Source organism: Pseudomonas helleri, from assembly GCF_045830615.1.
GTDB classification, from domain to species: Bacteria; Pseudomonadota; Gammaproteobacteria; order Pseudomonadales; family Pseudomonadaceae; genus Aquipseudomonas; species Aquipseudomonas helleri.
Window position 1 is genome coordinate 465616 of the sequence record NZ_CP174501.1, and the last position, 22574, is coordinate 488189.

A 22574-nucleotide genomic window follows, 5' to 3' on the forward strand; every position below is an offset into this window, starting at 1 on the left:
ATGCGTGCCTGATTGTGAGGCGTAACTTGCATGCTGACGTTGTTGAAGCTTCTTAAAGATGGTCGTTTTCATTCTGGGCAAGCGCTGGGTGCTGCGCTCGGCATAAGCCGTAGTGCGGTCTGGAAGCAGTTGCAGCGTTTGGAAGCTGACCTGAACCTGTCTATCCATAAAGTTCGTGGTCGTGGCTATCAATTGGCCGCGCCGCTTGAGCTTCTCGAACGCGATCAGCTCGCTGAAAGCCCTTATCCTGTTTTCATTCATGAGTCCCTGGATTCTACGAACGCAGAAGCTTTGCGCGAAATTTCGGGAGGAGCTCAGGCGCCTTTTGTAATTCTGGCCGAGCAGCAGAGCGCAGGTCGAGGACGCAGGGGGAGAAAGTGGATTAGCCCGTTTGCCGAAAATATTTATTACAGCCTGGTACTTCGAATTGATGGTGGCATGCGTCAGCTTGAAGGACTGAGTTTAATTGTCGGTCTGGCGGTTTTGAGTTCACTTCGTGAATTTGGGAGTTGCGATGCGGGTTTAAAGTGGCCCAACGATGTACTGGTGGGCAATAAAAAAATCGCCGGTATTCTGCTGGAGTTGGTGGGTGATCCAGCTGATGTGTGTCATGTCGTTATAGGCATCGGTATCAACGTTAATATGATGGTCGCCAGTGATGTCGATCAGTCCTGGACATCCGTTCGCTTGGAAGCGGGTCAGGCGATCAATCGGAACGAGCTGATTGTTGCCTTGGGTCGCAATTTGCAGGGTTATCTGATTCGCCACGAGGCTGAAGGATTTGCTGCTATTCAGGCAGAGTGGGAGTCCAATCATTTGTGGCAAGGGCGTGAGGTTACGTTGATTGCGGGTACACACACTGTTGATGGAGTGGTCGCTGGTGTGGATCAGCAGGGGGCATTGCGTCTTAACGTCGCGGGGCAGGAGAAGGTTTTTAGTGGTGGCGAGCTGAGCTTGAGGTTGCGCCATGATTCTTGAAATGGATTGCGGTAACAGTTTTATCAAGTGGCGAGTACTTGATAGCGATACTGTGGTCGACGGTGGCGTTGTAGATTCCGATGTTGGTCTCATAGCCGCGCTCTTGGCTAGCCCGTTGCTGCGCATCACGCGCTGCCGTTTAGTGAGTGTGCGCAGTGACGATGAAACTGCGAGTCTGGCTGCTCTTTTGTCGTCCACATTCTCGGTAGAAGTAGTGTGTGCAAGCCCGGCAAGAGTGATGGCGGGAGTAACGAACGGCTATGAGGACTTTGAGCGTCTAGGCTTGGACCGCTGGCTAGCCTTGATCGGCGCTTATGAGCTCTCCAGACGCGCCTGTCTTGTCCTGGATCTGGGGACTGCTGTCACAGCCGATTTTGTGGCTAAAGACGGTAAGCATTTGGGTGGGTTCATATGCCCTGGATTACCGTTAATGCGTAACGAGTTGCGCACGCATACCCGGCGAATCAGATATGACAATCTTTCGGCTGAGCAGGCGTTGTTGCGAAATAGCCCTGGACGGACGACTGTTGAAGCTGTGGAACGTGGCTGTCTAATGATGTTGCGCGGGTTTGTCCTGAGTCAGTTGCAATTGGCACGTGATTACTGGGGGGATGATTTCGAGGTGTTTCTCACGGGCGGTGATGCAGATCTCGTGGCTTGTGCTGTACCTGAGGGGCGCTTGGTGAAAGACCTTGTGTTCATAGGCTTGGCTGCAGCTTGTCCTATTTATTGAGGTTTCTATGCGCTGGTTGTTTCTGCTGCTGGTTGTATTAAATATTTTCTACTTTGTATGGAATCAGCAAGAGGCTCCTCTTAAAGCGAAGGAGGTTGTATCTCTATCGCTGTACAAAGGAAGCAAGCAGGAAATACAGCTGCTGAGTGAAACGCGAACGGGGCTTGTCCCTGTACAGTCTGGAGAAGGCGCGAGCAGTGATAAGGGTGTCTGCTTCTACCTGAGCGGGTTGATCCGCTCTGACGCTGAGGTCAAGATTAAAGAAAGTTTGTCAGATGCAGGCATAAAGAGTGGTTTGGATAGCCTGGAGGGTGCGGGCGCAGGTGATTTTGTCCTGGTCCTTTCTCCATCGGACAATGTGCAGGCTGTTGAAAAGGTTCTACAAAGTCTTCTCAATGAATTCAATGAGTTGAAATACGAAAAAAAGCAGTGCCAGGGGTTGCAGGCGTCCGATAGTTTGCATAGAATGGCGCCCGCTCCACAGTGAACACCGGGAACGGTTTTAAATGTGAAGTGAGTCATCAAGCTAACTTAATGATTTAATTGAGAAAAGCGGTTGACAAAGAGTTGGGATGCTGTAGAATCCAGCTCAGCTCAGGAGGGGTTCCCGAGCGGCCAAAGGGATCAGACTGTAAATCTGACGTCTACGACTTCGAAGGTTCGAATCCTTCCCCCTCCACCATATTTGCGCAAATCAGCATGATTTGCGGGTGTAGTTTAGTGGTAGAACCTCAGCCTTCCAAGCTGATGATGCGGGTTCGATTCCCGCCACCCGCTCCATTCGCGCTGGTTTCAATGGTGTTTTGCTCTTGTAGCTCAGTTGGTAGAGCACACCCTTGGTAAGGGTGAGGTCAGCGGTTCAAATCCGCTCAAGAGCTCCATATAAACAAGGCAGATATGAAAATATCTGCCTTTGTTTTAACGGGCTGAAAAGCTTGTCCGGAGTGTTTGCTGGTGGCGCTGTTGAGAGGTGTTGCTGCTCTGGTTGGCGATTGCTGTCGTTGGTGGCCTGCATTCTGCTGCTGACGTGTCGTTAGGTTTTGGGCTTGGCGATAAAGTAATTGCAAAGGTTGTTGAAAAGTCTCTCTCGGGTCTGCATAATCGGCGGCTCGATAATGTTTTAGGTCAGTAGCTCAATTGGCAGAGCGACGGTCTCCAAAACCGTAGGTTGGGGGTTCGATTCCCTCCTGACCTGCCAGATTCGCTCAATGCGTCTGGCTTTCTTTTCACAGGATCCTCTTTGATGACTCCCAAGGCTGAAGTTCAAGGCTCTCGCTTCGATCTCCTCAAGTGGCTAGTAGTGGTTGCCCTTGTGGTAGTTGGCGTTGTTGGGAATCAGTATTATTCTGGTTCGCCGATCCTGTATCGCGTCATTGCACTTCTTGTGATTGCTGCTGTTGCTGCCTACGTAGGTTTGCAAACCGCAAAAGGCAAGTCGTTTGCTGTCTTGGTAAAGGAAGCTCGTACTGAGATTCGTAAAGTCGTATGGCCGACTCGCCAAGAAACTACGCAGACTACGTTGATCGTAGTGGCTGTTGTTCTTGTTATGGCGTTGCTGTTGTGGGGTTTGGATTCCCTGCTCGGCTGGCTTGTTTCCTTGATTGTTGGCTAAGGGTGTCCCGTGGCTAAGCGTTGGTACGTAGTGCATGCTTATTCGGGTTACGAAAAGCATGTTATGCGCTCTTTGATTGAGCGTATTAAGCTGGCAGGCATGGAAGATGGCTTCGGCGAAATTCTGGTTCCCACTGAAGAAGTGGTTGAAATGCGTAATGGCCAGAAACGCAAAAGCGAACGCAAGTTCTTCCCTGGTTATGTGCTAGTCCAGATGGACATGAGCGAAGGTACTTGGCACTTGGTCAAGGATACCCCTCGTGTCATGGGATTCATCGGTGGTACTGCTGATAAGCCTGCACCGATTACAGACAAAGAGGCAGAAGCAATTCTGCGTCGCGTTGCTGATGGCAGCGACAAGCCCAAGCCGAAGACACTGTTCGAGCCGGGTGAAGTTGTTCGCGTCACCGACGGTCCGTTTGCCGACTTTAACGGCACGGTCGAAGAAGTTAACTACGAAAAGAGTCGCATCCAGGTGGCTGTGCTCATTTTCGGACGTTCCACTCCGGTGGAGCTAGAGTTTAGCCAGGTCGAAAAGGTCTAGCTGAACACGCATCCCAACCCCACGGCTTCGGTCGTGGGGTTTTGTCGTCACTGGGATAAACACGCAAGTAACCGGGGAGCCTTTTAAGTTAGGCGTCTGAACCCGTAATTGGAGTGCCTCATGGCCAAGAAGATTACCGCTTACATCAAGCTGCAAGTGAAGGCCGCTCAGGCCAATCCAAGCCCACCTGTTGGTCCAGCTTTGGGTCAGCACGGTGTGAACATCATGGAATTCTGCAAAGCTTTCAACGCCCGTACTCAGGGTATTGAGCCAGGCCTGCCGACTCCAGTGATCATCACTGTATACAGCGACCGTAGCTTCACATTCGAAACCAAGTCGACCCCTGCTTCGGTTCTGCTGAAGAAGGCTGCTGGTCTGACTAGCGGTTCGGCTCGCCCTAACACCGTTAAGGTTGGCACCGTTACCCGTGCTCAGCTGGAAGAAATCGCGAAAACCAAAAACGCGGATCTGACTGCAGCTGATTTGGATGCAGCCGTGCGTACCATCGCCGGTTCTGCTCGTAGCATGGGCCTTAACGTGGAGGGTGTGTAATGGCTAAGCTGACTAAGCGTCAAAAGGCAATCGCCGGTAAAATTGAAGCTGGCAAGTCTTACAACTTTGTAGACGCTGCTGCTCTGCTGGCTGAGCTGTCGACTGTTAAGTTCAGCGAGTCTTTCGACATCGCTGTTAACCTGGGCGTAGACCCACGTAAATCTGACCAGGTTGTTCGTAGCGCAACTGTGCTGCCACACGGCACTGGCAAGACTGTACGTGTAGCTGTGTTCACCCAGGGTCCAGCTGCTGAAGCTGCTTTGGCTGCTGGCGCTGATCGCGTTGGTATGGACGACCTGGCTGCCGAAATGAAAGGCGGCGACCTGAACTACGACGTAGTTATTGCTTCCCCGGACGCAATGCGTGTTGTAGGTCAGTTGGGTCAGATCCTCGGTCCACGTGGTCTGATGCCTAACCCTAAGGTTGGTACTGTAACTCCAGACGTAGCAACTGCGGTTAAGAACGCAAAAGCTGGTCAGGTTCGTTATCGCACCGACAAAAACGGTATCATCCACACTTCCGTTGGCAAGGTCGGTTTCGACGCTGTTCAACTGAAGGAAAACGTTGAAGCCCTGATCGCTGATTTGAAGCGTATCAAGCCAGCTTCCTCGAAAGGTATTTATGTTAAGCGCGTTACTCTGAGCACCACTATGGGCCCAGGCCTGGTCATCGACCAAGGTTCGTTGAACGCGTAAGACAAATTGGCGCAGCATGCTGCGCCAATGAAAGATTGGGGTCCCTGCCTGGCGGGGGCTATCCAAGACCGTAGGCGGCGCAAGTCTTAAACCTCAAGCCTACGCAGATGGTGCTCCCGGTTCCTTACCGAATCAGACACCAAAACGACATCCGACTCAGGTCAGATGAAACGGTAACAAGCAGGAGTTAAACCCGTGGCAATTAAACTCGAAGACAAGAAGGCCATCGTCGCTGAAGTCAACGAGGCTGCCAAAGTTGCCCTGTCTGCTGTTGTGGCTGATGCCCGCGGCGTGACAGTTGGCGCTATGACCGGACTCCGTAAAGAGGCTCGTGAAGCTGGCGTATACGTACGTGTTGTACGTAACACCCTGCTCAAGCGCGCTGTTGCTGACACTGAATACAGTGTTCTCAACGACGTGTTCACTGGCCCGACCTTGATCGCATTCTCCAACGAACACCCAGGCGCTGCTGCCCGTTTGTTCAAAGAGTTCGCTAAAGGTCAGGATAAGTTCGAGATCAAGGCAGCTGCGTTCGAGGGCAAGTACCTCGCAGCTAATCAGATCGACGTACTGGCAAGCCTGCCGACCCGTGACGAAGCAATTTCTCAGCTGATGAGCGTGATTCAAGGCGCTACCAGCAAATTGGCTCGTACTCTGGCGGCACTTCGCGACCAGAAAGAAGCAGCTGCAGCTTAAGGCTGAGCAACTCCTTTCAGCGTTTATTGTTTATTTCGATGGCCGCATAGGCTGTCACCCCAATACAGGAATTTATAGTCATGTCTCTGACTAACGAGCAAATCATCGAAGCAATCGGCGAGAAATCCGTTCTGGAAATCGTTGAGCTGATCAAAGCAATGGAAGAGAAGTTCGGCGTTTCGGCTGCTGCTGCTTCTGCTGGTCCTGCTGTTGCTGCTGCTGTCGTTGAAGAGCAAACTGAATTCAACGTCATGCTGCTGGAAGCTGGCGAGAAGAAAGTAAACGTGATCAAGGCTGTTCGTGAACTGACTGGTCTGGGCTTGAAAGAAGCCAAGGCAGTAGTTGACGGCGCTCCAGCAATGGTTCTGGAAGCTGTTGCTAAAGACGCAGCTGACAAAGCCAAAGCTGCTCTGGAAGAAGCAGGCGCTAAAGTCGAGCTGAAGTAAGCATCGACCTTGCGTCTCCAGCCCAAGCGTTAAGCTGAGGCTGATGGCTGGTGGCTCATGCCACCGGCCTTTTTCCGTTCTTGGCAGCCGACTGGGTTGGCGCCATAAACGAGCTGTAACCACCCTGTGCGGTGGAGCAAACCAAGGGGTTTGCACGATTTTCTGGCTGCTCCCGTCGGGAGAGGCCAAACAAGCAGGTGACCAAGCTGGGGAACGCTGATGGCTTACTCATATACTGAGAAAAAACGTATCCGCAAGGACTTTAGCAAGTTGCCGGACGTCATGGATGTGCCGTATCTCTTGGCAATCCAGCTGGATTCGTATCGTGAATTCTTGCAGGCGGGAGCGACTAAAGATCAGTTCCGCGACGTGGGCCTGCATGCGGCCTTCAAATCCGTTTTCCCGATCATCAGCTACTCCGGCAATGCTGCGCTGGAGTATGTCGGTTATCGCCTGGGCGAACCGGCATTTGATGTCAAAGAATGCGTGTTGCGCGGTGTGACTTACGCCGTACCTTTGCGGGTGAAGGTTCGTTTGATCATTTTCGACAAAGAATCGTCGAATAAAGCGATCAAGGACATCAAAGAGCAAGAAGTCTACATGGGTGAAATCCCCCTGATGACTGAAAACGGTACCTTCGTAATCAACGGTACCGAGCGTGTAATTGTTTCCCAGCTGCACCGTTCCCCGGGCGTGTTCTTTGACCACGACCGCGGCAAGACGCACAGCTCCGGTAAGCTGCTGTATTCCGCGCGTATCATTCCTTACCGTGGTTCGTGGTTGGACTTTGAGTTCGACCCTAAAGACTGCGTGTTCGTACGTATTGACCGTCGTCGCAAGCTGCCTGCGTCCGTATTGCTGCGCGCGCTCGGCTATAGCACTGAGCAAGTACTGGAAGCGTTCTACACCACTAACGTTTTCCACGTTCAAGGCGAAAGCATCAGCCTGGAACTGGTACCTCAGCGCCTGCGCGGTGAAATCGCGGCCATCGACATTACCGATGACAAAGGCAAGGTGATTGTTGAGCAGGGCCGTCGTATCACTGCTCGCCATATCAACCAGCTGGAAAAAGCCGGTATCAAAGAGCTTGTTATGCCTCTGGACTATGTCCTGGGTCGCACAACGGCCAAAGCTATCGTGCACCCGGCGACTGGCGAAATCATTGCTGAGTGCAACACCGAGCTGACCACTGAAATCCTGGCAAAAGTTGCCAAGAGCCAAGTCGTTCGCATCGAAACGTTGTACACCAACGATATCGACTGCGGTCCGTTCATTTCGGACACGCTGAAAATTGACTCCACCAGCAACCAACTGGAAGCGCTGGTTGAGATCTATCGCATGATGCGTCCTGGCGAGCCTCCAACCAAGGATGCTGCCGAGACTCTGTTCAACAACCTGTTCTTCAGCCCTGAGCGCTATGACCTGTCTGCGGTCGGCCGGATGAAGTTCAACCGTCGTATCGGTCGTACCGAAATCGAAGGTTCGGGCGTGTTGTGCAAAGAAGACATCGTCGCGGTACTGAAGACTCTGGTCGACATCCGTAACGGCAAAGGCATCGTCGATGACATCGACCACCTGGGTAACCGTCGTGTTCGCTGCGTAGGCGAAATGGCTGAAAACCAGTTCCGCGTTGGCCTGGTACGTGTTGAGCGTGCGGTCAAAGAGCGTCTGTCGATGGCTGAAAGCGAAGGCCTGATGCCGCAAGACTTGATCAACGCCAAGCCAGTGGCTGCGGCAGTGAAAGAGTTCTTCGGTTCCAGCCAGCTGTCCCAGTTCATGGACCAGAACAACCCGCTGTCCGAGATCACCCACAAGCGCCGTGTTTCTGCACTGGGCCCGGGCGGTCTGACGCGTGAGCGTGCCGGCTTTGAAGTTCGTGACGTACACCCGACTCACTACGGTCGTGTATGCCCGATTGAAACGCCAGAAGGTCCGAACATTGGTCTGATCAACTCCTTGGCTGCCTATGCGCGCACCAACCAGTACGGATTCCTCGAGAGTCCGTACCGTGTAGTGAAAGACGCGTTGGTTACCGACGAGATCGTGTTCCTTTCTGCTATTGAAGAAGCGGATCACGTTATCGCTCAGGCTTCGGCCACCATGAACGACCAGAAAGTCCTGGTTGATGAACTGGTAGCTGTTCGTCACTTGAACGAATTCACCGTTAAGGCGCCGGAAGACGTCACCTTGATGGACGTTTCGCCGAAACAGGTAGTTTCGGTTGCTGCGTCGCTGATTCCGTTCCTCGAGCACGACGACGCCAACCGTGCGTTGATGGGTTCGAACATGCAGCGTCAAGCTGTACCAACACTGCGCGCTGACAAGCCGCTGGTAGGTACTGGCATGGAGCGTAACGTAGCTCGTGACTCCGGCGTTTGCGTCGTGGCTCGTCGTGGCGGCGTTATTGATTCCGTCGATGCAAGCCGTATCGTGGTTCGTGTTGCTGATGATGAAGTTGAGACCGGCGAAGCTGGTGTTGATATCTACAACCTGACCAAATACACCCGCTCCAACCAGAACACCTGCATCAACCAGCGTCCGCTGGTGCGTAAAGGTGATCGGGTTCAGCGTAGCGACATCATGGCCGATGGTCCGTCCACCGATATGGGTGAATTGGCTCTGGGCCAGAACATGCGTATCGCCTTCATGGCATGGAACGGCTTCAACTTCGAAGACTCCATCTGCCTGTCGGAACGTGTTGTTCAAGAAGACCGTTTCACCACGATCCACATTCAGGAACTGACCTGTGTGGCCCGTGACACCAAGCTTGGCCCTGAAGAAATCACTGCAGACATCCCGAACGTGGGTGAAGCTGCACTGAACAAGCTGGACGAAGCCGGTATCGTTTACGTCGGCGCCGAAGTTGGCCCGGGCGACATCCTGGTAGGTAAGGTCACTCCGAAAGGCGAGACCCAGCTGACCCCGGAAGAAAAACTGCTGCGTGCAATCTTCGGTGAAAAAGCCAGCGACGTTAAAGACACCTCCCTACGCGTACCAACCGGTACCAAAGGTACTGTCATTGACGTACAAGTCTTCACTCGTGATGGCGTAGAGCGCGATGCTCGTGCCCTGTCGATCGAGAAGACTCAGCTGGACGAAATCCGCAAGGATCTGAACGAAGAGTTCCGCATTGTTGAAGGCGCTACTTTCGAACGTCTGCGCTCTGCCCTGGTCGGTCAAATTGCCGAAGGTGGTGCCGGTCTGAAGAAAGGCCAGGAAATCACCAATGAAGTCCTGGACGGTCTTGAGCACGGTCAGTGGTTCAAGCTGCGCATGGCTGAAGATGCTCTGAACGAGCAACTTGAGAAAGCTCAGGCTTACATCATCGATCGCCGTCGTCTGCTGGACGACAAGTTCGAAGACAAGAAGCGCAAACTGCAGCAGGGCGATGACCTGGCTCCAGGCGTGCTGAAAATCGTCAAGGTTTACCTGGCAATCCGTCGTCGCATCCAGCCGGGTGACAAGATGGCCGGTCGTCACGGTAACAAAGGTGTGGTCTCCGTGATCATGCCGGTTGAAGACATGCCGTACGATGCCAATGGCACCCCGGTTGATGTTGTCCTTAACCCGTTGGGCGTACCTTCGCGTATGAACGTTGGTCAGATTCTCGAAACCCACTTGGGCCTTGCAGCCAAAGGTTTGGGCGAGAAGATCAACCTCATGATTGAAGAACAGCGCAAGGTTGCTGACCTGCGTAAGTTCCTGCATGAGATCTACAACGAAATTGGCGGTCGTCAAGAAAGCCTGGATGACTTCTCTGATCAAGAAATCCTTGATCTGGCGAAGAACCTTCGCGGCGGTGTACCGATGGCTACCCCGGTGTTCGACGGTGCCAAAGAAAGCGAAATCAAGGCAATGCTTCGTTTGGCAGACTTGCCAGACAGCGGCCAGATGGTGCTGACTGATGGTCGTACCGGCAACAAGTTCGAGCGTCCGGTTACCGTTGGCTACATGTACATGCTGAAGCTGAACCACTTGGTAGACGACAAGATGCACGCTCGTTCTACTGGTTCTTACAGCCTGGTTACCCAACAGCCGTTGGGTGGTAAGGCGCAGTTCGGTGGTCAGCGTTTCGGGGAGATGGAGGTCTGGGCGCTGGAAGCTTACGGCGCGGCATACACTCTGCAAGAAATGCTCACAGTGAAGTCGGACGATGTGAACGGTCGTACCAAGATGTACAAAAACATCGTGGACGGCGATCACCGTATGGAGCCGGGCATGCCCGAGTCCTTCAACGTGTTGATCAAAGAAATTCGTTCCCTCGGCATCGATATCGATCTGGAAACCGAATAACACGTGACGCGAATCGAGAGCGGGGCTGCACTGCCCGCTCTCTGCTCCGCCAGGAGGAAAGGCCTTGAAAGACCTACTGAATTTGCTGAAAAACCAGGGTCAAGTCGAAGAGTTCGACGCCATCCGTATTGGATTGGCATCGCCTGAGATGATCCGCTCGTGGTCGTTCGGTGAAGTTAAAAAGCCGGAAACCATCAACTACCGTACGTTCAAGCCTGAGCGTGACGGCCTGTTCTGCGCCAAAATCTTTGGCCCGGTAAAGGATTACGAGTGCCTGTGCGGTAAGTACAAGCGCTTGAAGCACCGCGGTGTGATCTGTGAGAAGTGCGGCGTTGAAGTTGCACTGGCCAAGGTCCGCCGTGAGCGCATGGCTCACATTGAACTGGCTTCGCCAGTTGCCCATATCTGGTTCCTGAAATCGCTGCCGTCCCGTATCGGCTTGCTGATGGACATGACCCTGCGTGATATCGAACGCGTTCTCTACTTCGAGAGCTATGTTGTTATCGATCCAGGCATGACCACCCTTGAAAAAGGTCAGCTGCTGAACGACGAGCAGTATTTCGAAGCGCTGGAAGAGTTCGGCGACGACTTCGATGCCCGTATGGGTGCCGAGGCTGTGCGTGAGCTGCTGCACGCTATCGATCTGGAACACGAGATTGGCCGTCTGCGTGAAGAAATTCCGCAAACCAACTCCGAAACCAAAATCAAGAAGCTGTCCAAGCGCTTGAAGTTGATGGAAGCCTTCCTGGGCTCCGGCAACCTTCCTGAGTGGATGGTGCTGACCGTTCTGCCGGTTCTGCCGCCAGATCTGCGTCCGTTGGTTCCGTTGGACGGTGGTCGTTTCGCGACTTCCGACCTCAACGATCTGTATCGTCGAGTGATCAACCGTAACAACCGCTTGAAGCGCCTGCTTGATCTGTCCGCTCCGGACATCATCGTGCGTAACGAAAAGCGTATGTTGCAAGAAGCTGTCGACGCCTTGCTGGACAACGGTCGTCGTGGCCGCGCCATCACGGGTTCGAACAAGCGTCCTCTGAAATCCTTGGCTGACATGATCAAGGGTAAGCAAGGTCGTTTCCGTCAGAACTTGCTCGGTAAGCGTGTTGACTACTCGGGTCGTTCGGTAATTACCGTAGGTCCGACCCTGCGTCTGCACCAGTGCGGTCTGCCTAAAAAAATGGCACTCGAGCTGTTCAAGCCGTTCATCTTCGGCAAGCTGGAAATGCGTGGTCTTGCTACCACCATTAAAGCCGCCAAGAAAATGGTTGAGCGTGAGCTGCCAGAGGTTTGGGACGTTCTCGCTGAAGTAATCCGCGAACACCCGGTGCTCCTCAACCGTGCGCCAACGCTTCACCGTCTGGGTATTCAGGCATTTGAACCGGTACTGATCGAAGGTAAAGCTATCCAGCTGCACCCTCTGGTCTGTGCTGCGTACAACGCCGACTTCGACGGCGACCAGATGGCTGTACACGTACCGCTGACACTGGAAGCCCAGTTGGAAGCCCGTGCGTTGATGATGTCGACCAACAACATTCTGTCGCCAGCGAACGGTGAGCCAATCATCGTTCCTTCGCAGGACGTTGTATTGGGTCTGTACTACATGACCCGTGAAGCGATCAACGCCAAAGGCGAAGGTCGTGTATTCGCGGATCTGCAAGAAGTTGACCGTGTGTTCCGTGCCGGCGAAGCCGCACTGCACGCCAAGGTTAAAGTACGGATCACCGAAACCGTTAACGACCGTGATGGCGGCAGCGTGACCAACACCCGTATCGTCGACACCACTGTCGGCCGTGCGCTGTTGTTCCAGGTTGTTCCAAAAGGCCTGTCGTACGACGTCGTCAACTTGCCAATGAAGAAAAAGGCAATCTCCAAGCTGATCAACCAGTGCTACCGCGTGGTTGGTTTGAAAGAGACTGTGATCTTCGCTGACCAGTTGATGTACACCGGTTTCGCTTACTCGACTATTTCCGGCGTTTCGATCGGTGTTAACGACTTCGTTATCCCGGATGAAAAAGCGCGCATCATCGGTGCTGCTACCGACGAAGTGAAAGAAATCGAAAGCCAGTACGCCTCGGGCCTGGTAACACAGGGCGAGAAGTACAACAAAGTAATCGACCTTTGGTCGAAAGCTAACGATGAAGTTTCCAAGGCGATGATGTCGAACCTCTCGAAAGAGAAGGTTATCGACCGTCACGGTGATGAAGTTGAGCAAGAGTCGTTCAACTCCATGTACATGATGGCCGACTCCGGCGCACGGGGTTCTGCTGCGCAGATCCGTCAGCTGGCCGGTATGCGTGGTCTAATGGCCAAGCCGGACGGTTCCATCATCGAAACGCCGATTACTGCGAACTTCCGTGAAGGTTTGAGCGTACTTCAGTACTTCATCTCTACTCACGGTGCTCGTAAGGGTCTTGCGGATACGGCCTTGAAAACGGCTAACTCCGGTTACTTGACGCGTCGTCTGGTAGACGTAGCGCAGGATCTGGTAGTAACTGAAGTCGACTGCGGTACCGAACACGGTCTGCTGATGACTCCGCACATTGAAGGCGGCGACGTTGTAGAGCCGTTGGGTGAGCGCGTACTGGGCCGAGTAATCGCCCGTGACGTATTCAAGCCAGGTACTGATGAAGTTATCGTTCCTGCTGGCACCCTGGTTGACGAGAAGTGGGTTGAGTTCATCGAGCTGAACAGCATCGACGAAGTGATCGTACGTTCGCCAATCAGCTGCGAAACCCGTTTCGGTATCTGCGCCAAGTGCTACGGTCGCGATCTGGCTCGTGGTCACCAGGTGAACATCGGTGAAGCTGTCGGCGTAATCGCTGCTCAGTCGATCGGTGAGCCAGGTACACAGCTGACAATGCGTACGTTCCACATCGGTGGTGCGGCAAGCCGGACCTCTGCTGCTGACAGCGTTCAGGTGAAGAATGGCGGTACTGTCCGTCTTCACAACCTGAAGCACGTTGAGCGTGTAGATGGTTGCCTGGTAGCCGTATCGCGTTCGGGTGAGCTGGCAATCGCTGATGACTTCGGTCGTGAGCGTGAGCGTTACAAGCTGCCGTACGGTGCCGTAATTTCGGTTAAAGAAGGTGACAAGGTTGACGCTGGCTCGATCGTAGCCAAGTGGGATCCGCACACTCACCCAATCGTTACCGAAATGAAAGGTACCGTGACCTACGTGGGCATGGAAGAAGGCATCACGATCAAGCGTCAGACTGACGAATTGACCGGTATGACCAACATTGAAGTGCTTGACGCCAAAGACCGTCCAGCAGCCGGCAAAGAAATTCGCCCGGCCGTTAAGATGGTAGGTGTTGATGGTAAGGATCTGCTGTTGCCAGGTACCGACGTACCGGCCCAGTACTTCCTGCCAGCCAACGCATTGGTTGGTGTAGCGGATGGTGCGGAAATCGCGATCGGTGACGTTATCGCTCGTATTCCGCAAGAGACTTCGAAAACTCGAGACATCACCGGTGGTCTGCCACGCGTTGCTGACTTGTTCGAAGCGCGTCGTCCGAAAGAAGCCTCTATTTTGGCTGAAGTCAGCGGCACCATCGCGTTCGGTAAAGAAACCAAAGGCAAGCGCCGCCTGGTTATTACGCCGAACGACGGTACCGATCCGTACGAAGAGCTGATTCCAAAGTGGCGTCACCTGAACGTCTTCGAAGGCGAGCAAGTGAACCGCGGCGAAGTTATCTCCGACGGTCCAAGCGATCCACACGACATCCTGCGTTTGCTGGGTGTGAGTGCGCTGGCCAAGTACATCGTTAACGAGATTCAAGACGTTTACCGTCTGCAAGGCGTGAAGATCAACGATAAGCACATCGAGACCATCCTGCGTCAGATGTTGCGTAAAGTTGAAATTTCCGAGTCGGGTGATTCCTCCTTCATCAAGGGCGACCAGATGGAGCTGACGCAGGTACTGGTCGAAAACGAGCGCCTGGGTAACGAAGACAAATTTGTCTCCAAGTTCACTCGCGTTCTGTTGGGTATCACCAAAGCGTCGTTGTCGACTGAATCGTTCATCTCCGCGGCCTCTTTCCAAGAGACAACCCGCGTACTGACCGAAGCAGCGGTAACTGGCAAGCGCGACTACCTGCGCGGCCTGAAAGAAAACGTTGTCGTGGGTCGTTTGATCCCGGCAGGTACTGGTTTGGCCTACCACAGCGAGCGTAAGCGTCGCCGTGATGCAGACAAGCCATTGCGCGTAAGCGCCAGTGAAGTGGAAGCTGCACTGACCGAAGCGCTGAACTCTAGCGGTAACTGAGTTCTGCGATAAATAAGGGTAGGCCCCGGTCTTTCCGTTCATCGAATCAAGACAATTAGTCGAGCTTTGATGGGGGAGGGGTCGGGGCTTTGCCTTGACTGGGGGCAGGATCCTCTTTAGACTCTTGTACCCCTAAATTTGGCGGGGATTCGTTCCTGCCATTTTGCTTTTCTTGCAAGACAATAGCGTCGCAAGACAACAGTGGAGCTAGTAGATGGCAACTATCAACCAGCTGGTACGTCAGCCGCGTAAGCGTATCGTCGAGAAATCCGACGTACCTGCGCTGCAAAACTGCCCGCAACGTCGTGGCGTATGCACCCGTGTGTATACAACTACGCCGAAAAAACCTAACTCGGCACTGCGTAAAGTATGCCGTGTGCGCCTGACCAACGGTTTCGAGGTTTCCTCGTACATCGGTGGTGAAGGTCACAACCTGCAAGAACACAGCGTGGTACTGATCCGTGGCGGTCGTGTAAAAGACTTGCCAGGTGTTCGTTATCACACCGTTCGCGGCTCTTTGGATACTTCCGGCGTTAAAGGTCGTAACCAAGGTCGTTCGAAGTACGGTACCAAGAAGCCGAAGTAGTCTTCGGTCGCTGGTAAATAAATGCAGATTTCTTTTTTTCTGAGTCGATAAGAGTAAGGTCGGGCGTGCATCCACAGGGTGTAATGGTCCCGAGCTAACCTGAAGACCGTTTGAGGGCTTATCCATGCCAAGAAGACGCGTAGCAGCCAAGCGCGAAGTGCTTGACGATCCAAAATACGGAAGCCAAATCCTGGCCAAGTTCATGAACCACGTGATGGAAAGCGGTAAAAAAGCCGTTGCCGAGCGTATCGTTTATGGCGCGCTGGAAAAGGTTAAAGAACGTAAGAACGGCGATCCCCTGGAACTCTTCGAGAAAGCACTCGACGCCATCGCTCCGCTGGTCGAAGTGAAGTCGCGCCGTGTAGGCGGTGCTACTTACCAGGTTCCGGTCGAAGTTCGTCCTTCCCGTCGTAACGCTTTGGCAATGCGCTGGTTGGTAGACTTCGCACGTAAGCGTGGCGAAAAGTCTATGGCTTTGCGCTTGGCTGGCGAACTGCTGGACGCTGCTGAAGGCAAGGGCGCAGCAGTTAAGAAGCGTGAAGACGTGCACCGTATGGCTGAAGCTAACAAAGCTTTCTCGCACTACCGCTTCTAATTTCAGCGCTATTCACTTTGCGAGGGCTTTATGGCTCGTACTACACCGATTAACCGCTACCGTAACATTGGTATCTGTGCACACGTGGACGCGGGTAAAACCACGACTACTGAGCGGGTACTTTTTTACACTGGCAAAAGTCACAAGATGGGCGAGGTGCATGATGGCGCCGCGACCACAGACTGGATGGTGCAGGAGCAGGAGCGTGGTATTACCATTACTTCTGCTGCGATCACTACCTTTTGGCAGGGTTCTAACAAGCAGTACGATAACTACCGCTTCAACGTAATCGATACCCCGGGCCACGTAGACTTCACTATTGAAGTTGAGCGTTCCCTGCGTGTACTCGATGGCGCGGTTGTTGTGTTCTGCGGCACCTCGGGTGTTGAGCCTCAGTCCGAAACCGTATGGCGTCAAGCCAACAAGTACGGCGTTCCACGTCTTGTTTACGTAAACAAGATGGACCGTGCTGGTGCGAACTTCCTGCGCGTGATCGGTCAGATCAAAACTCGTCTGGGTCACACTCCGGTGCCTATCCAGTTGGCTATCGGTTCCGAAGACAACTTCCAGGGTCAGATCGATCTGATGTCCATGGAAGCGGTTTACTGGAGCGATGCTGACAAGGGTATGACTGCTCGTCGTGAAGCTATTCCTGCAGAACTGCAAGAGTTGGCTGAAGAGTGGCGCAGCAACATGGTTGAGGCTGCGGCTGAAGCCAGCGAAGAGCTGATGAACAAGTACCTGGAAGGTGAAGAACTCACCGTCGAGGAAATCAAAGCGGCTCTGCGTCAGCGTACTATCGCTGGTGAGATCGTTTTGGCTGTTTGCGGTTCTTCCTTCAAGAACAAGGGCGTTCCCCTGGTTCTCGACGCCGTGATCGACTACCTGCCGGCCCCGGTAGATATTCCTGCCATCAAGGGTACTGACCCGGATGACGAGACTATCGAGCTGGAGCGTCATGCAGACGACAACGAGCCGTTCTCGGCTCTGGCGTTCAAGATCGCGACAGACCCATTCGTGGGTACTTTGACCTTCGTCCGCGTTTACTCGGGCGTGTTGAACTCCGGTGACGGCGTAATCAACTCGGTTAAAGGCAAGAAAGAGCGCGTGGGTCGTATGGTGCAAATGCACGCTAACGCCCGCGAAGAGATCAAGGAAGTACGCGCTGGTGACATCGCGGCCTTGATCGGCATGAAGGACGTCACCACTGGTGAAACCTTGTGCAACGCTGACAAGCCAATCATCCTGGTTCGCATGGACTTCCCGGAGCCGGTTATTTCGGTTGCCGTTGAGCCAAAAACCAAGGATGACCAGGAAAAAATGGGTATTGCACTGGGCAAACTTGCTCAGGAAGACCCGTCTTTCCGCGTTAAAACTGATGAAGAGACTGGTCAGACGATCATCTCCGGCATGGGCGAATTGCACCTCGACATCCTGGTTGACCGGATGAAGCGTGAGTTCAACGTTGAAGCCAACATCGGTAAGCCTCAGGTTTCTTATCGTGAGCGCATCACGAAGAACTGTGAAATCGAAGGCAAGTTCGTTCGTCAGTCCGGCGGTCGTGGTCAGTTTGGTCACTGCTGGATCCGTTTTGCACCTGCTGACGAAGGTCAGGAAGGTCTGCAGTTCGTGAACGAAGTGGTAGGTGGTGTGGTTCCTAAGGAATACATCCCGGCTATCCAGAAGGGTATCGAAGAGCAGATGAAGAACGGTGTTGTTGCCGGCTATCCGCTGATCGGCCTGAAGGCTACCGTGTTTGATGGTTCTTACCACGACGTCGACTCCAACGAGATGGCGTTTAAGGTGGCTGCTTCCATGGCTACCAAGCAACTGGCCCAGAAGGGCGGTGGTGAGTTGCTTGAGCCGATCATGGCGGTAGAGGTTGTTACACCTGAAGACTATATGGGTGACGTGATGGGCGACTTGAACCGTCGTCGCGGCATGATCCAGGGTATGGAAGATACGGTCTCCGGCAAAGTTATTCGTGCTGAAGTTCCGTTGGGCGAGATGTTCGGTTATGCGACCGACGTTCGTTCCATGTCTCAGGGTCGCGCAAGCTACTCTATGGAATTCAAAAAATACGATACAGCGCCGTCGCACATCGTCGATGCTGTTACTAAAAAACAAGGCTGATTTAGTTCAGTCCTTTAGGCAAGGAGTTAATTGTCGTGGCTAAAGAAAAATTTGATCGTTCCCTACCGCACGTCAACGTTGGCACTATCGGTCACGTTGACCATGGTAAAACCACGCTGACCGCAGCTCTGACTCGTGTTTGCTCCGAAGTTTTCGGTTCTGCTCGTGTTGACTTCGACAAGATCGACAGCGCGCCAGAAGAAAAAGCTCGTGGTATCACCATCAACACTGCTCACGTTGAGTACAACTCGACTATTCGTCACTACGCTCACGTTGACTGCCCAGGTCACGCTGACTACGTGAAGAACATGATCACTGGTGCTGCCCAAATGGACGGCGCGATCCTGGTTTGTTCGGCCGCTGATGGTCCGATGCCACAAACTCGTGAGCACATCCTGCTGTCCCGTCAGGTAGGCGTTCCGTATATCGTGGTTTTCCTGAACAAGGCTGACCTGGTAGACGACGCTGAGCTGCTGGAACTGGTTGAGATGGAAGTGCGCGATCTGCTGAGCACTTACGACTTCCCAGGCGACGACACTCCGATCATCATCGGTTCTGCTCGTATGGCTCTGGAAGGTAACGACGAAAACGAAATGGGCACCACTGCCGTTCGTAAACTGGTTGAAACTCTGGATACCTACATCCCAGAACCAGTTCGTCTGACCGACAAGCCGTTCCTGATGCCAATCGAAGACGTATTCTCGATCTCTGGTCGCGGTACTGTTGTGACTGGTCGTATCGAGCGCGGTATCGTTCGCGTTCAAGATCCACTGGAAATCGTTGGTCTGCGTGACACAACTGTTACCACTTGCACCGGCGTTGAAATGTTCCGCAAACTGCTCGACGAAGGTCGTGCTGGCGAGAACTGCGGCGTTCTGCTGCGTGGTACCAAGCGTGACGACGTTGAGCGTGGTCAGGTTCTGGTTAAGCCAGGCACTGTTAAGCCTCACACCAAGTTCACCGCAGAAGTATACGTTCTGAGCAAAGAAGAAGGCGGCCGTCATACTCCGTTCTTCAAAGGCTACCGTCCACAGTTCTACTTCCGTACTACTGACGTGACTGGTAACTGCGAGCTGCCAGAAGGCGTTGAAATGGTAATGCCAGGTGATAACATTCAAATGACTGTTACCCTGATCAAAACCATCGCAATGGAAGATGGTCTGCGTTTCGCTATCCGTGAAGGCGGTCGTACCGTCGGCGCTGGCGTCGTAGCCAAAATCATCGAGTAATCGATGATTGCATGAAAAAGCCCCCGCTCAGCGGGGGCTTTTTTTATTGAGTTGACACCTAGTGGGGTCGTCTATAGAATTGCGCCTCCTTTAAACGGGCGTATTGCGCTCGGTGGGAACAGCAATCTGGAGTCTGAAATCCAATGCAAAATCAGCAAATCCGTATCAGGTTGAAGGCTTTTGACCATCGCCTGATCGACCAATCAACCCAGGAAATCGTGGAAACCGCGAAACGTACTGGTGCTCAAGTGCGTGGTCCAATTCCACTGCCTACCCGTAAAGAGCGGTTCACCGTTCTGGTCTCCCCGCACGTCAACAAAGACGCGCGTGACCAGTACGAGATCCGTACTCATAAGCGCGTTCTGGACATCGTTCAGCCAACGGATAAAACCGTTGATGCACTTATGAAGCTTGATCTTGCGGCCGGTGTGGAAGTGCAGATCAGCCTCGGCTAAGACTTGGGTCTTAGTCGTGTAACGCTCTGAAATGGGCGGCCATAGCGGGTGAAAGCCCCGTACACTCATGAGGTTTACAACATGACTATTGGTGTAGTCGGTCGTAAATGCGGTATGACCCGTATTTTCACCGAAGAAGGTGTCTCCATTCCGGTCACGGTCATTGAGATCGAGCCGAATCGCGTCACCCAGTTCAAAACTGAAGAAACCGATGGCTATCGTGCAGTGCAAGTCACTGTCGGCGAGCGTCGCGCTTCGCGTGTAACCGCTGCTCAGGCGGGTCACTTCGCCAAGGCAAACGTTGCTGCTGGTCGTACCGTGCTGGAATTCCGTCTTGAAGAAGGCGAGTACCAAGCTGGCGATCTGATCAACGCTGAAATCTTCGCTGCTGGTCAACTGGTTGATGTAACCGGTCAGTCCAAAGGTAAAGGCTTCCAGGGTACGATCAAGCGTTGGAATTTCCGTGGCCAAGATAACACTCACGGTAACTCCGTTTCCCACCGCGTCCCGGGCTCTATTGGCCAGTGCCAGACTCCTGGTCGTGTATTCAAGGGCAAAAAAATGTCCGGTCATATGGGCGCTGAGCGCGTGACCGTGCAGTCCCTCGAAGTAGTGCGCGTCGACGCTGAACGCAATCTGTTGTTGGTCAAGGGTGCTGTTCCTGGCGCTACTGGCGGCAACCTGGTTGTACGTCCAGCGGCCAAGGCTCGCGGTTAAGGGGAAGCTGACATGCAATTAAACGTAAATGACGCTCAGGCGATCGAAGTTTCCGAACTGACTTTCGGCGGCGAATTCAACGAGACGCTGGTTCACCAAGCAGTCGTGGCCTACATGGCCGGCGGCCGTCAAGGTAGCAAGCAGCAAAAGACCCGTTCTGATGTTCGTGGTGGCGGTAAGCGCCCTTGGCGTCAGAAAGGTACTGGCCGTGCTCGTGCTGGTACTATCCGTAGCCCAATCTGGCGTGGCGGCGGTACCACTTTCGCAGCTCGTCCACAGGATCACTCTCAGAAGCTCAACAAGAAGATGTACCGCGCAGCACTGCGCTCCATCCTTGCTGAACTCGTGCGTACTGATCGTCTGGTCGTGGTTCAGGACTTCGCTGTTGAAGCGCCAAAAACCAAAGATCTGCTGAACAAACTGAATGGCATGGGTCTGACTGACGTCCTGATCGTGTCCGAAGTTGTTGATCAGAACCTGTACCTGGCTGCTCGCAACCTGCCACACGTTGATGTACGTGACGTGCAAGGTTCCGATCCAGTTAGTCTGATCGCATACGACAAGGTGTTGATCACCGTGTCGGCCGTGAAGAAATTCGAGGAGCTGCTGGGATGAACCAGGAACGCGTATTTAAAGTTCTGCTTGGCCCGCACGTTTCCGAGAAGGCTACGGTTCTGGCAGACAAGAAAGGCCAGTTCGTTTTCAAGGTTGCTACAGACGCAACCAAGCTGGAAATCAAGAAGGCCGTCGAAAGCCTGTTCAGCGTGAAAGTTGAGCGTGTTACTACCCTGAACGTTCTGGGTAAGAGCAAGCGCACCGCTCGCGGCGTGGGCAAGCGTAATGACTGGAAGAAGGCAGTAATCTCCCTTCAGCCAGGCCAAGATCTCGATTTCAGCAGCAGTGCTGAGTAAGGAAGGGGTGCATCATGGCAATCGTTAAATGCAAACCGACTTCCCCTGGCCGCCGTCATGTGGTCAAGGTGGTCAACAAGGAGCTGCACAAAGGCGCTCCTCACGCACCGCTGCTCGAGAAAAAATCGAAGTCTGGTGGTCGTAACAACAATGGCCGCATTACCACGCGTCACATTGGTGGTGGTCATAAGCAGCATTACCGTATGGTCGACTTCCGTCGCAACGACAAAGATGGCATTCCAGCCACTGTTGAGCGTATCGAATACGATCCAAACCGTACTGCTCACATTGCTCTTATGCTGTACGCAGACGGCGAACGCCGTTACATCATCGCCCCTAAAGGCGTGAGCGCTGGTGACCAGCTGATCTCGGGTGCTTTGGCCCCGATCAAGCCAGGTAACTCGCTGCAACTGCGCAGCATTCCAGTAGGTAGCACCGTACACGGCATCGAATTGAAGCCAGGTAAAGGCGCGCAAATCGCTCGTTCCGCTGGTGCTTCGGCTCAGCTGGTAGCTCGCGAAGGTGTCTACGTGACCCTGCGTCTGCGTTCTGGTGAAATGCGTAAAGTATTGGCTGAATGCCGTGCAACGCTGGGCGAAGTCTCGAACTCCGAGCACAGCCTGCGTTCGCTGGGTAAAGCTGGTGCCAAACGCTGGCGTGGCGTTCGCCCAACCGTTCGTGGTGTTGCCATGAACCCGGTTGACCACCCACATGGTGGTGGTGAAGGTCGTACCTCTGGTGGTCGTCATCCGGTATCGCCATGGGGCTTCCCGACTAAGGGCGCGAAGACTCGTGGTAATAAGCGTACCGACAAAATGATCGTCCGTCGTCGCAAGTAAATAGAGGGATACGACAGTGCCACGTTCTCTGAAAAAAGGTCCTTTTATTGATCTTCACCTACTGAAGAAGATCGAAGTGGCGGCGGAAAAGAACGATCGCAAACCGGTGAAAACCTGGTCGCGTCGTTCGATGATCCTGCCACAAATGGTCGGTCTGACCATCGCTGTGCATAACGGTCGTCTGCATGTTCCAGTTCTCGTGAACGAAGACATGGTTGGCCATAAACTAGGCGAGTTTGCCGGTACCCGCACTTATCGTGGGCACGTGGCTGACAAGAAAGCCAAGCGTTAAGGGGT

The 22574-nt window shown here is 53.5% G+C and carries 21 protein-coding genes and 4 tRNA genes; all 25 read left to right on the forward strand.

All coding sequences use genetic code 11. The features are described 5' to 3' along the window. Positions 1-30: 30 nt before the first annotated feature. The 25 genes from birA to rpsS all read left to right on the forward strand — a co-directional run bounded on the left by birA (position 31) and on the right by rpsS (position 22569). Positions 31-978 (forward strand): bifunctional biotin--[acetyl-CoA-carboxylase] ligase/biotin operon repressor BirA, encoded by a 948-nt coding sequence (gene birA, locus ACJJU9_RS02155; protein WP_407729955.1) that lies wholly within the window; start codon positions 31-33, stop codon positions 976-978. Then, on the forward strand, positions 968-1711 hold the full coding sequence (locus ACJJU9_RS02160; protein ID WP_314917679.1) for a pantothenate kinase: 744 nt from the start codon (positions 968-970) through the stop codon (positions 1709-1711). Before birA ends, ACJJU9_RS02160 begins: the two co-directional genes overlap by 11 nt. Positions 1712-1718: 7 nt before the next feature. Continuing rightward, positions 1719-2198, forward strand: a complete 480-nt coding sequence (locus ACJJU9_RS02165; RefSeq protein ID WP_407729956.1) for a hypothetical protein — start codon at positions 1719-1721, stop codon at positions 2196-2198. A gap of 110 nt (positions 2199-2308) precedes the next feature. Next, a tRNA-Tyr gene (locus ACJJU9_RS02170) sits at positions 2309-2393 on the forward strand. Positions 2394-2417: 24 nt separating this feature from the next. Next, a tRNA-Gly gene (locus ACJJU9_RS02175) sits at positions 2418-2491 on the forward strand. A gap of 25 nt (positions 2492-2516) precedes the next feature. Continuing rightward, a tRNA-Thr gene (locus ACJJU9_RS02180) sits at positions 2517-2592 on the forward strand. Between the two features lie 241 nt (positions 2593-2833). Then, positions 2834-2909 (forward strand) — tRNA-Trp (locus ACJJU9_RS02185). A 45-nt stretch (positions 2910-2954) separates the two neighbouring features. After that, complete coding sequence (gene secE / locus ACJJU9_RS02190) at positions 2955-3323, forward strand: preprotein translocase subunit SecE (protein ID WP_016779165.1); 369 nt, start codon at positions 2955-2957, stop codon at positions 3321-3323. Positions 3324-3332: 9 nt separating this feature from the next. Beyond that, the gene (gene nusG, locus ACJJU9_RS02195) at positions 3333-3866 is read left to right on the forward strand and encodes a transcription termination/antitermination protein NusG (RefSeq protein ID WP_026014126.1); all 534 of its coding nucleotides are present in this window, start codon (positions 3333-3335) and stop codon (positions 3864-3866) included. Positions 3867-3986: 120 nt separating this feature from the next. After that, positions 3987-4418, forward strand: coding sequence for a 50S ribosomal protein L11 (gene rplK, locus ACJJU9_RS02200; RefSeq protein ID WP_048362305.1), 432 nt, complete (start codon positions 3987-3989; stop codon positions 4416-4418). Next, the gene (rplA, locus tag ACJJU9_RS02205; protein ID WP_048373858.1) at positions 4418-5113 is read left to right on the forward strand and encodes a 50S ribosomal protein L1; all 696 of its coding nucleotides are present in this window, start codon (positions 4418-4420) and stop codon (positions 5111-5113) included. Before rplK ends, rplA begins: the two co-directional genes overlap by 1 nt. A 195-nt stretch (positions 5114-5308) precedes the next feature. Then, on the forward strand, positions 5309-5809 hold the full coding sequence (rplJ, locus tag ACJJU9_RS02210; RefSeq protein ID WP_048373856.1) for a 50S ribosomal protein L10: 501 nt from the start codon (positions 5309-5311) through the stop codon (positions 5807-5809). A gap of 80 nt (positions 5810-5889) precedes the next feature. Continuing rightward, a complete protein-coding gene (rplL, locus tag ACJJU9_RS02215) occupies positions 5890-6255 on the forward strand; it encodes a 50S ribosomal protein L7/L12 (RefSeq protein ID WP_048373854.1) in 366 nt (121 codons plus the stop codon). A 219-nt stretch (positions 6256-6474) separates the two neighbouring features. Further along, positions 6475-10548: a DNA-directed RNA polymerase subunit beta gene (rpoB, locus tag ACJJU9_RS02220; RefSeq protein WP_048373853.1), complete on the forward strand. Its 4074-nt coding sequence runs from the start codon at positions 6475-6477 to the stop codon at positions 10546-10548. Positions 10549-10612: 64 nt separating this feature from the next. Beyond that, positions 10613-14812, forward strand: coding sequence for a DNA-directed RNA polymerase subunit beta' (gene rpoC, locus ACJJU9_RS02225; protein ID WP_048373851.1), 4200 nt, complete (start codon positions 10613-10615; stop codon positions 14810-14812). Positions 14813-15026: 214 nt separating this feature from the next. Further along, positions 15027-15398, forward strand: coding sequence for a 30S ribosomal protein S12 (gene rpsL / locus ACJJU9_RS02230; RefSeq protein WP_002555494.1), 372 nt, complete (start codon positions 15027-15029; stop codon positions 15396-15398). Between the two features lie 124 nt (positions 15399-15522). Beyond that, a complete protein-coding gene (gene rpsG / locus ACJJU9_RS02235) occupies positions 15523-15993 on the forward strand; it encodes a 30S ribosomal protein S7 (RefSeq protein WP_019409900.1) in 471 nt (156 codons plus the stop codon). 30 nt (positions 15994-16023) lie between these two features. Then, positions 16024-18126: an elongation factor G gene (gene fusA / locus ACJJU9_RS02240; protein ID WP_153367761.1), complete on the forward strand. Its 2103-nt coding sequence runs from the start codon at positions 16024-16026 to the stop codon at positions 18124-18126. A 35-nt stretch (positions 18127-18161) separates the two neighbouring features. Continuing rightward, on the forward strand, positions 18162-19355 hold the full coding sequence (gene tuf / locus ACJJU9_RS02245) for an elongation factor Tu (RefSeq protein ID WP_048373848.1): 1194 nt from the start codon (positions 18162-18164) through the stop codon (positions 19353-19355). Positions 19356-19498: 143 nt separating this feature from the next. After that, the gene (gene rpsJ / locus ACJJU9_RS02250; protein ID WP_003186070.1) at positions 19499-19810 is read left to right on the forward strand and encodes a 30S ribosomal protein S10; all 312 of its coding nucleotides are present in this window, start codon (positions 19499-19501) and stop codon (positions 19808-19810) included. Between the two features lie 81 nt (positions 19811-19891). Further along, a complete protein-coding gene (gene rplC / locus ACJJU9_RS02255) occupies positions 19892-20527 on the forward strand; it encodes a 50S ribosomal protein L3 (protein ID WP_019409902.1) in 636 nt (211 codons plus the stop codon). A gap of 12 nt (positions 20528-20539) precedes the next feature. Further along, positions 20540-21142 carry a 50S ribosomal protein L4 gene (gene rplD / locus ACJJU9_RS02260; RefSeq protein WP_048373846.1) on the forward strand — a complete coding sequence of 201 codons (603 nt, stop codon included), beginning with the start codon at positions 20540-20542 and terminating at the stop codon, positions 21140-21142. Then, positions 21139-21438 carry a 50S ribosomal protein L23 gene (gene rplW / locus ACJJU9_RS02265; RefSeq protein ID WP_003444375.1) on the forward strand — a complete coding sequence of 100 codons (300 nt, stop codon included), beginning with the start codon at positions 21139-21141 and terminating at the stop codon, positions 21436-21438. Before rplD ends, rplW begins: the two co-directional genes overlap by 4 nt. Before the next feature lie 14 nt (positions 21439-21452). Further along, positions 21453-22277: a 50S ribosomal protein L2 gene (gene rplB / locus ACJJU9_RS02270; RefSeq protein WP_048373844.1), complete on the forward strand. Its 825-nt coding sequence runs from the start codon at positions 21453-21455 to the stop codon at positions 22275-22277. A gap of 16 nt (positions 22278-22293) precedes the next feature. Beyond that, positions 22294-22569, forward strand: a complete 276-nt coding sequence (gene rpsS / locus ACJJU9_RS02275; protein ID WP_003232420.1) for a 30S ribosomal protein S19 — start codon at positions 22294-22296, stop codon at positions 22567-22569. The last annotated feature ends 5 nt before the right edge of the window (positions 22570-22574 follow it).

What these genes read in the sequence shown, in the direction of transcription:
- birA (WP_407729955.1), top strand. Translation starts at nt 31, where the DNA reads ATGCTGACGTTGTTGAAGCTTCTTAAAGATGGTCGTTTTCATTCTGGG.
- ACJJU9_RS02160 (WP_314917679.1), top strand. Translation starts at nt 968, where the DNA reads ATGATTCTTGAAATGGATTGCGGTAACAGTTTTATCAAGTGGCGAGTA.
- ACJJU9_RS02165 (WP_407729956.1), top strand. Translation starts at nt 1,719, where the DNA reads ATGCGCTGGTTGTTTCTGCTGCTGGTTGTATTAAATATTTTCTACTTT.
- secE (WP_016779165.1), top strand. Translation starts at nt 2,955, where the DNA reads ATGACTCCCAAGGCTGAAGTTCAAGGCTCTCGCTTCGATCTCCTCAAG.
- rplK (WP_048362305.1), top strand. Translation starts at nt 3,987, where the DNA reads ATGGCCAAGAAGATTACCGCTTACATCAAGCTGCAAGTGAAGGCCGCT.
- rplA (WP_048373858.1), top strand. Translation starts at nt 4,418, where the DNA reads ATGGCTAAGCTGACTAAGCGTCAAAAGGCAATCGCCGGTAAAATTGAA.
- rplL (WP_048373854.1), top strand. Translation starts at nt 5,890, where the DNA reads ATGTCTCTGACTAACGAGCAAATCATCGAAGCAATCGGCGAGAAATCC.
- rpoB (WP_048373853.1), top strand. Translation starts at nt 6,475, where the DNA reads ATGGCTTACTCATATACTGAGAAAAAACGTATCCGCAAGGACTTTAGC.
- rpsL (WP_002555494.1), top strand. Translation starts at nt 15,027, where the DNA reads ATGGCAACTATCAACCAGCTGGTACGTCAGCCGCGTAAGCGTATCGTC.
- rpsG (WP_019409900.1), top strand. Translation starts at nt 15,523, where the DNA reads ATGCCAAGAAGACGCGTAGCAGCCAAGCGCGAAGTGCTTGACGATCCA.
- fusA (WP_153367761.1), top strand. Translation starts at nt 16,024, where the DNA reads ATGGCTCGTACTACACCGATTAACCGCTACCGTAACATTGGTATCTGT.
- rpsJ (WP_003186070.1), top strand. Translation starts at nt 19,499, where the DNA reads ATGCAAAATCAGCAAATCCGTATCAGGTTGAAGGCTTTTGACCATCGC.
- rplC (WP_019409902.1), top strand. Translation starts at nt 19,892, where the DNA reads ATGACTATTGGTGTAGTCGGTCGTAAATGCGGTATGACCCGTATTTTC.
- rplD (WP_048373846.1), top strand. Translation starts at nt 20,540, where the DNA reads ATGCAATTAAACGTAAATGACGCTCAGGCGATCGAAGTTTCCGAACTG.
- rplW (WP_003444375.1), top strand. Translation starts at nt 21,139, where the DNA reads ATGAACCAGGAACGCGTATTTAAAGTTCTGCTTGGCCCGCACGTTTCC.
- rplB (WP_048373844.1), top strand. Translation starts at nt 21,453, where the DNA reads ATGGCAATCGTTAAATGCAAACCGACTTCCCCTGGCCGCCGTCATGTG.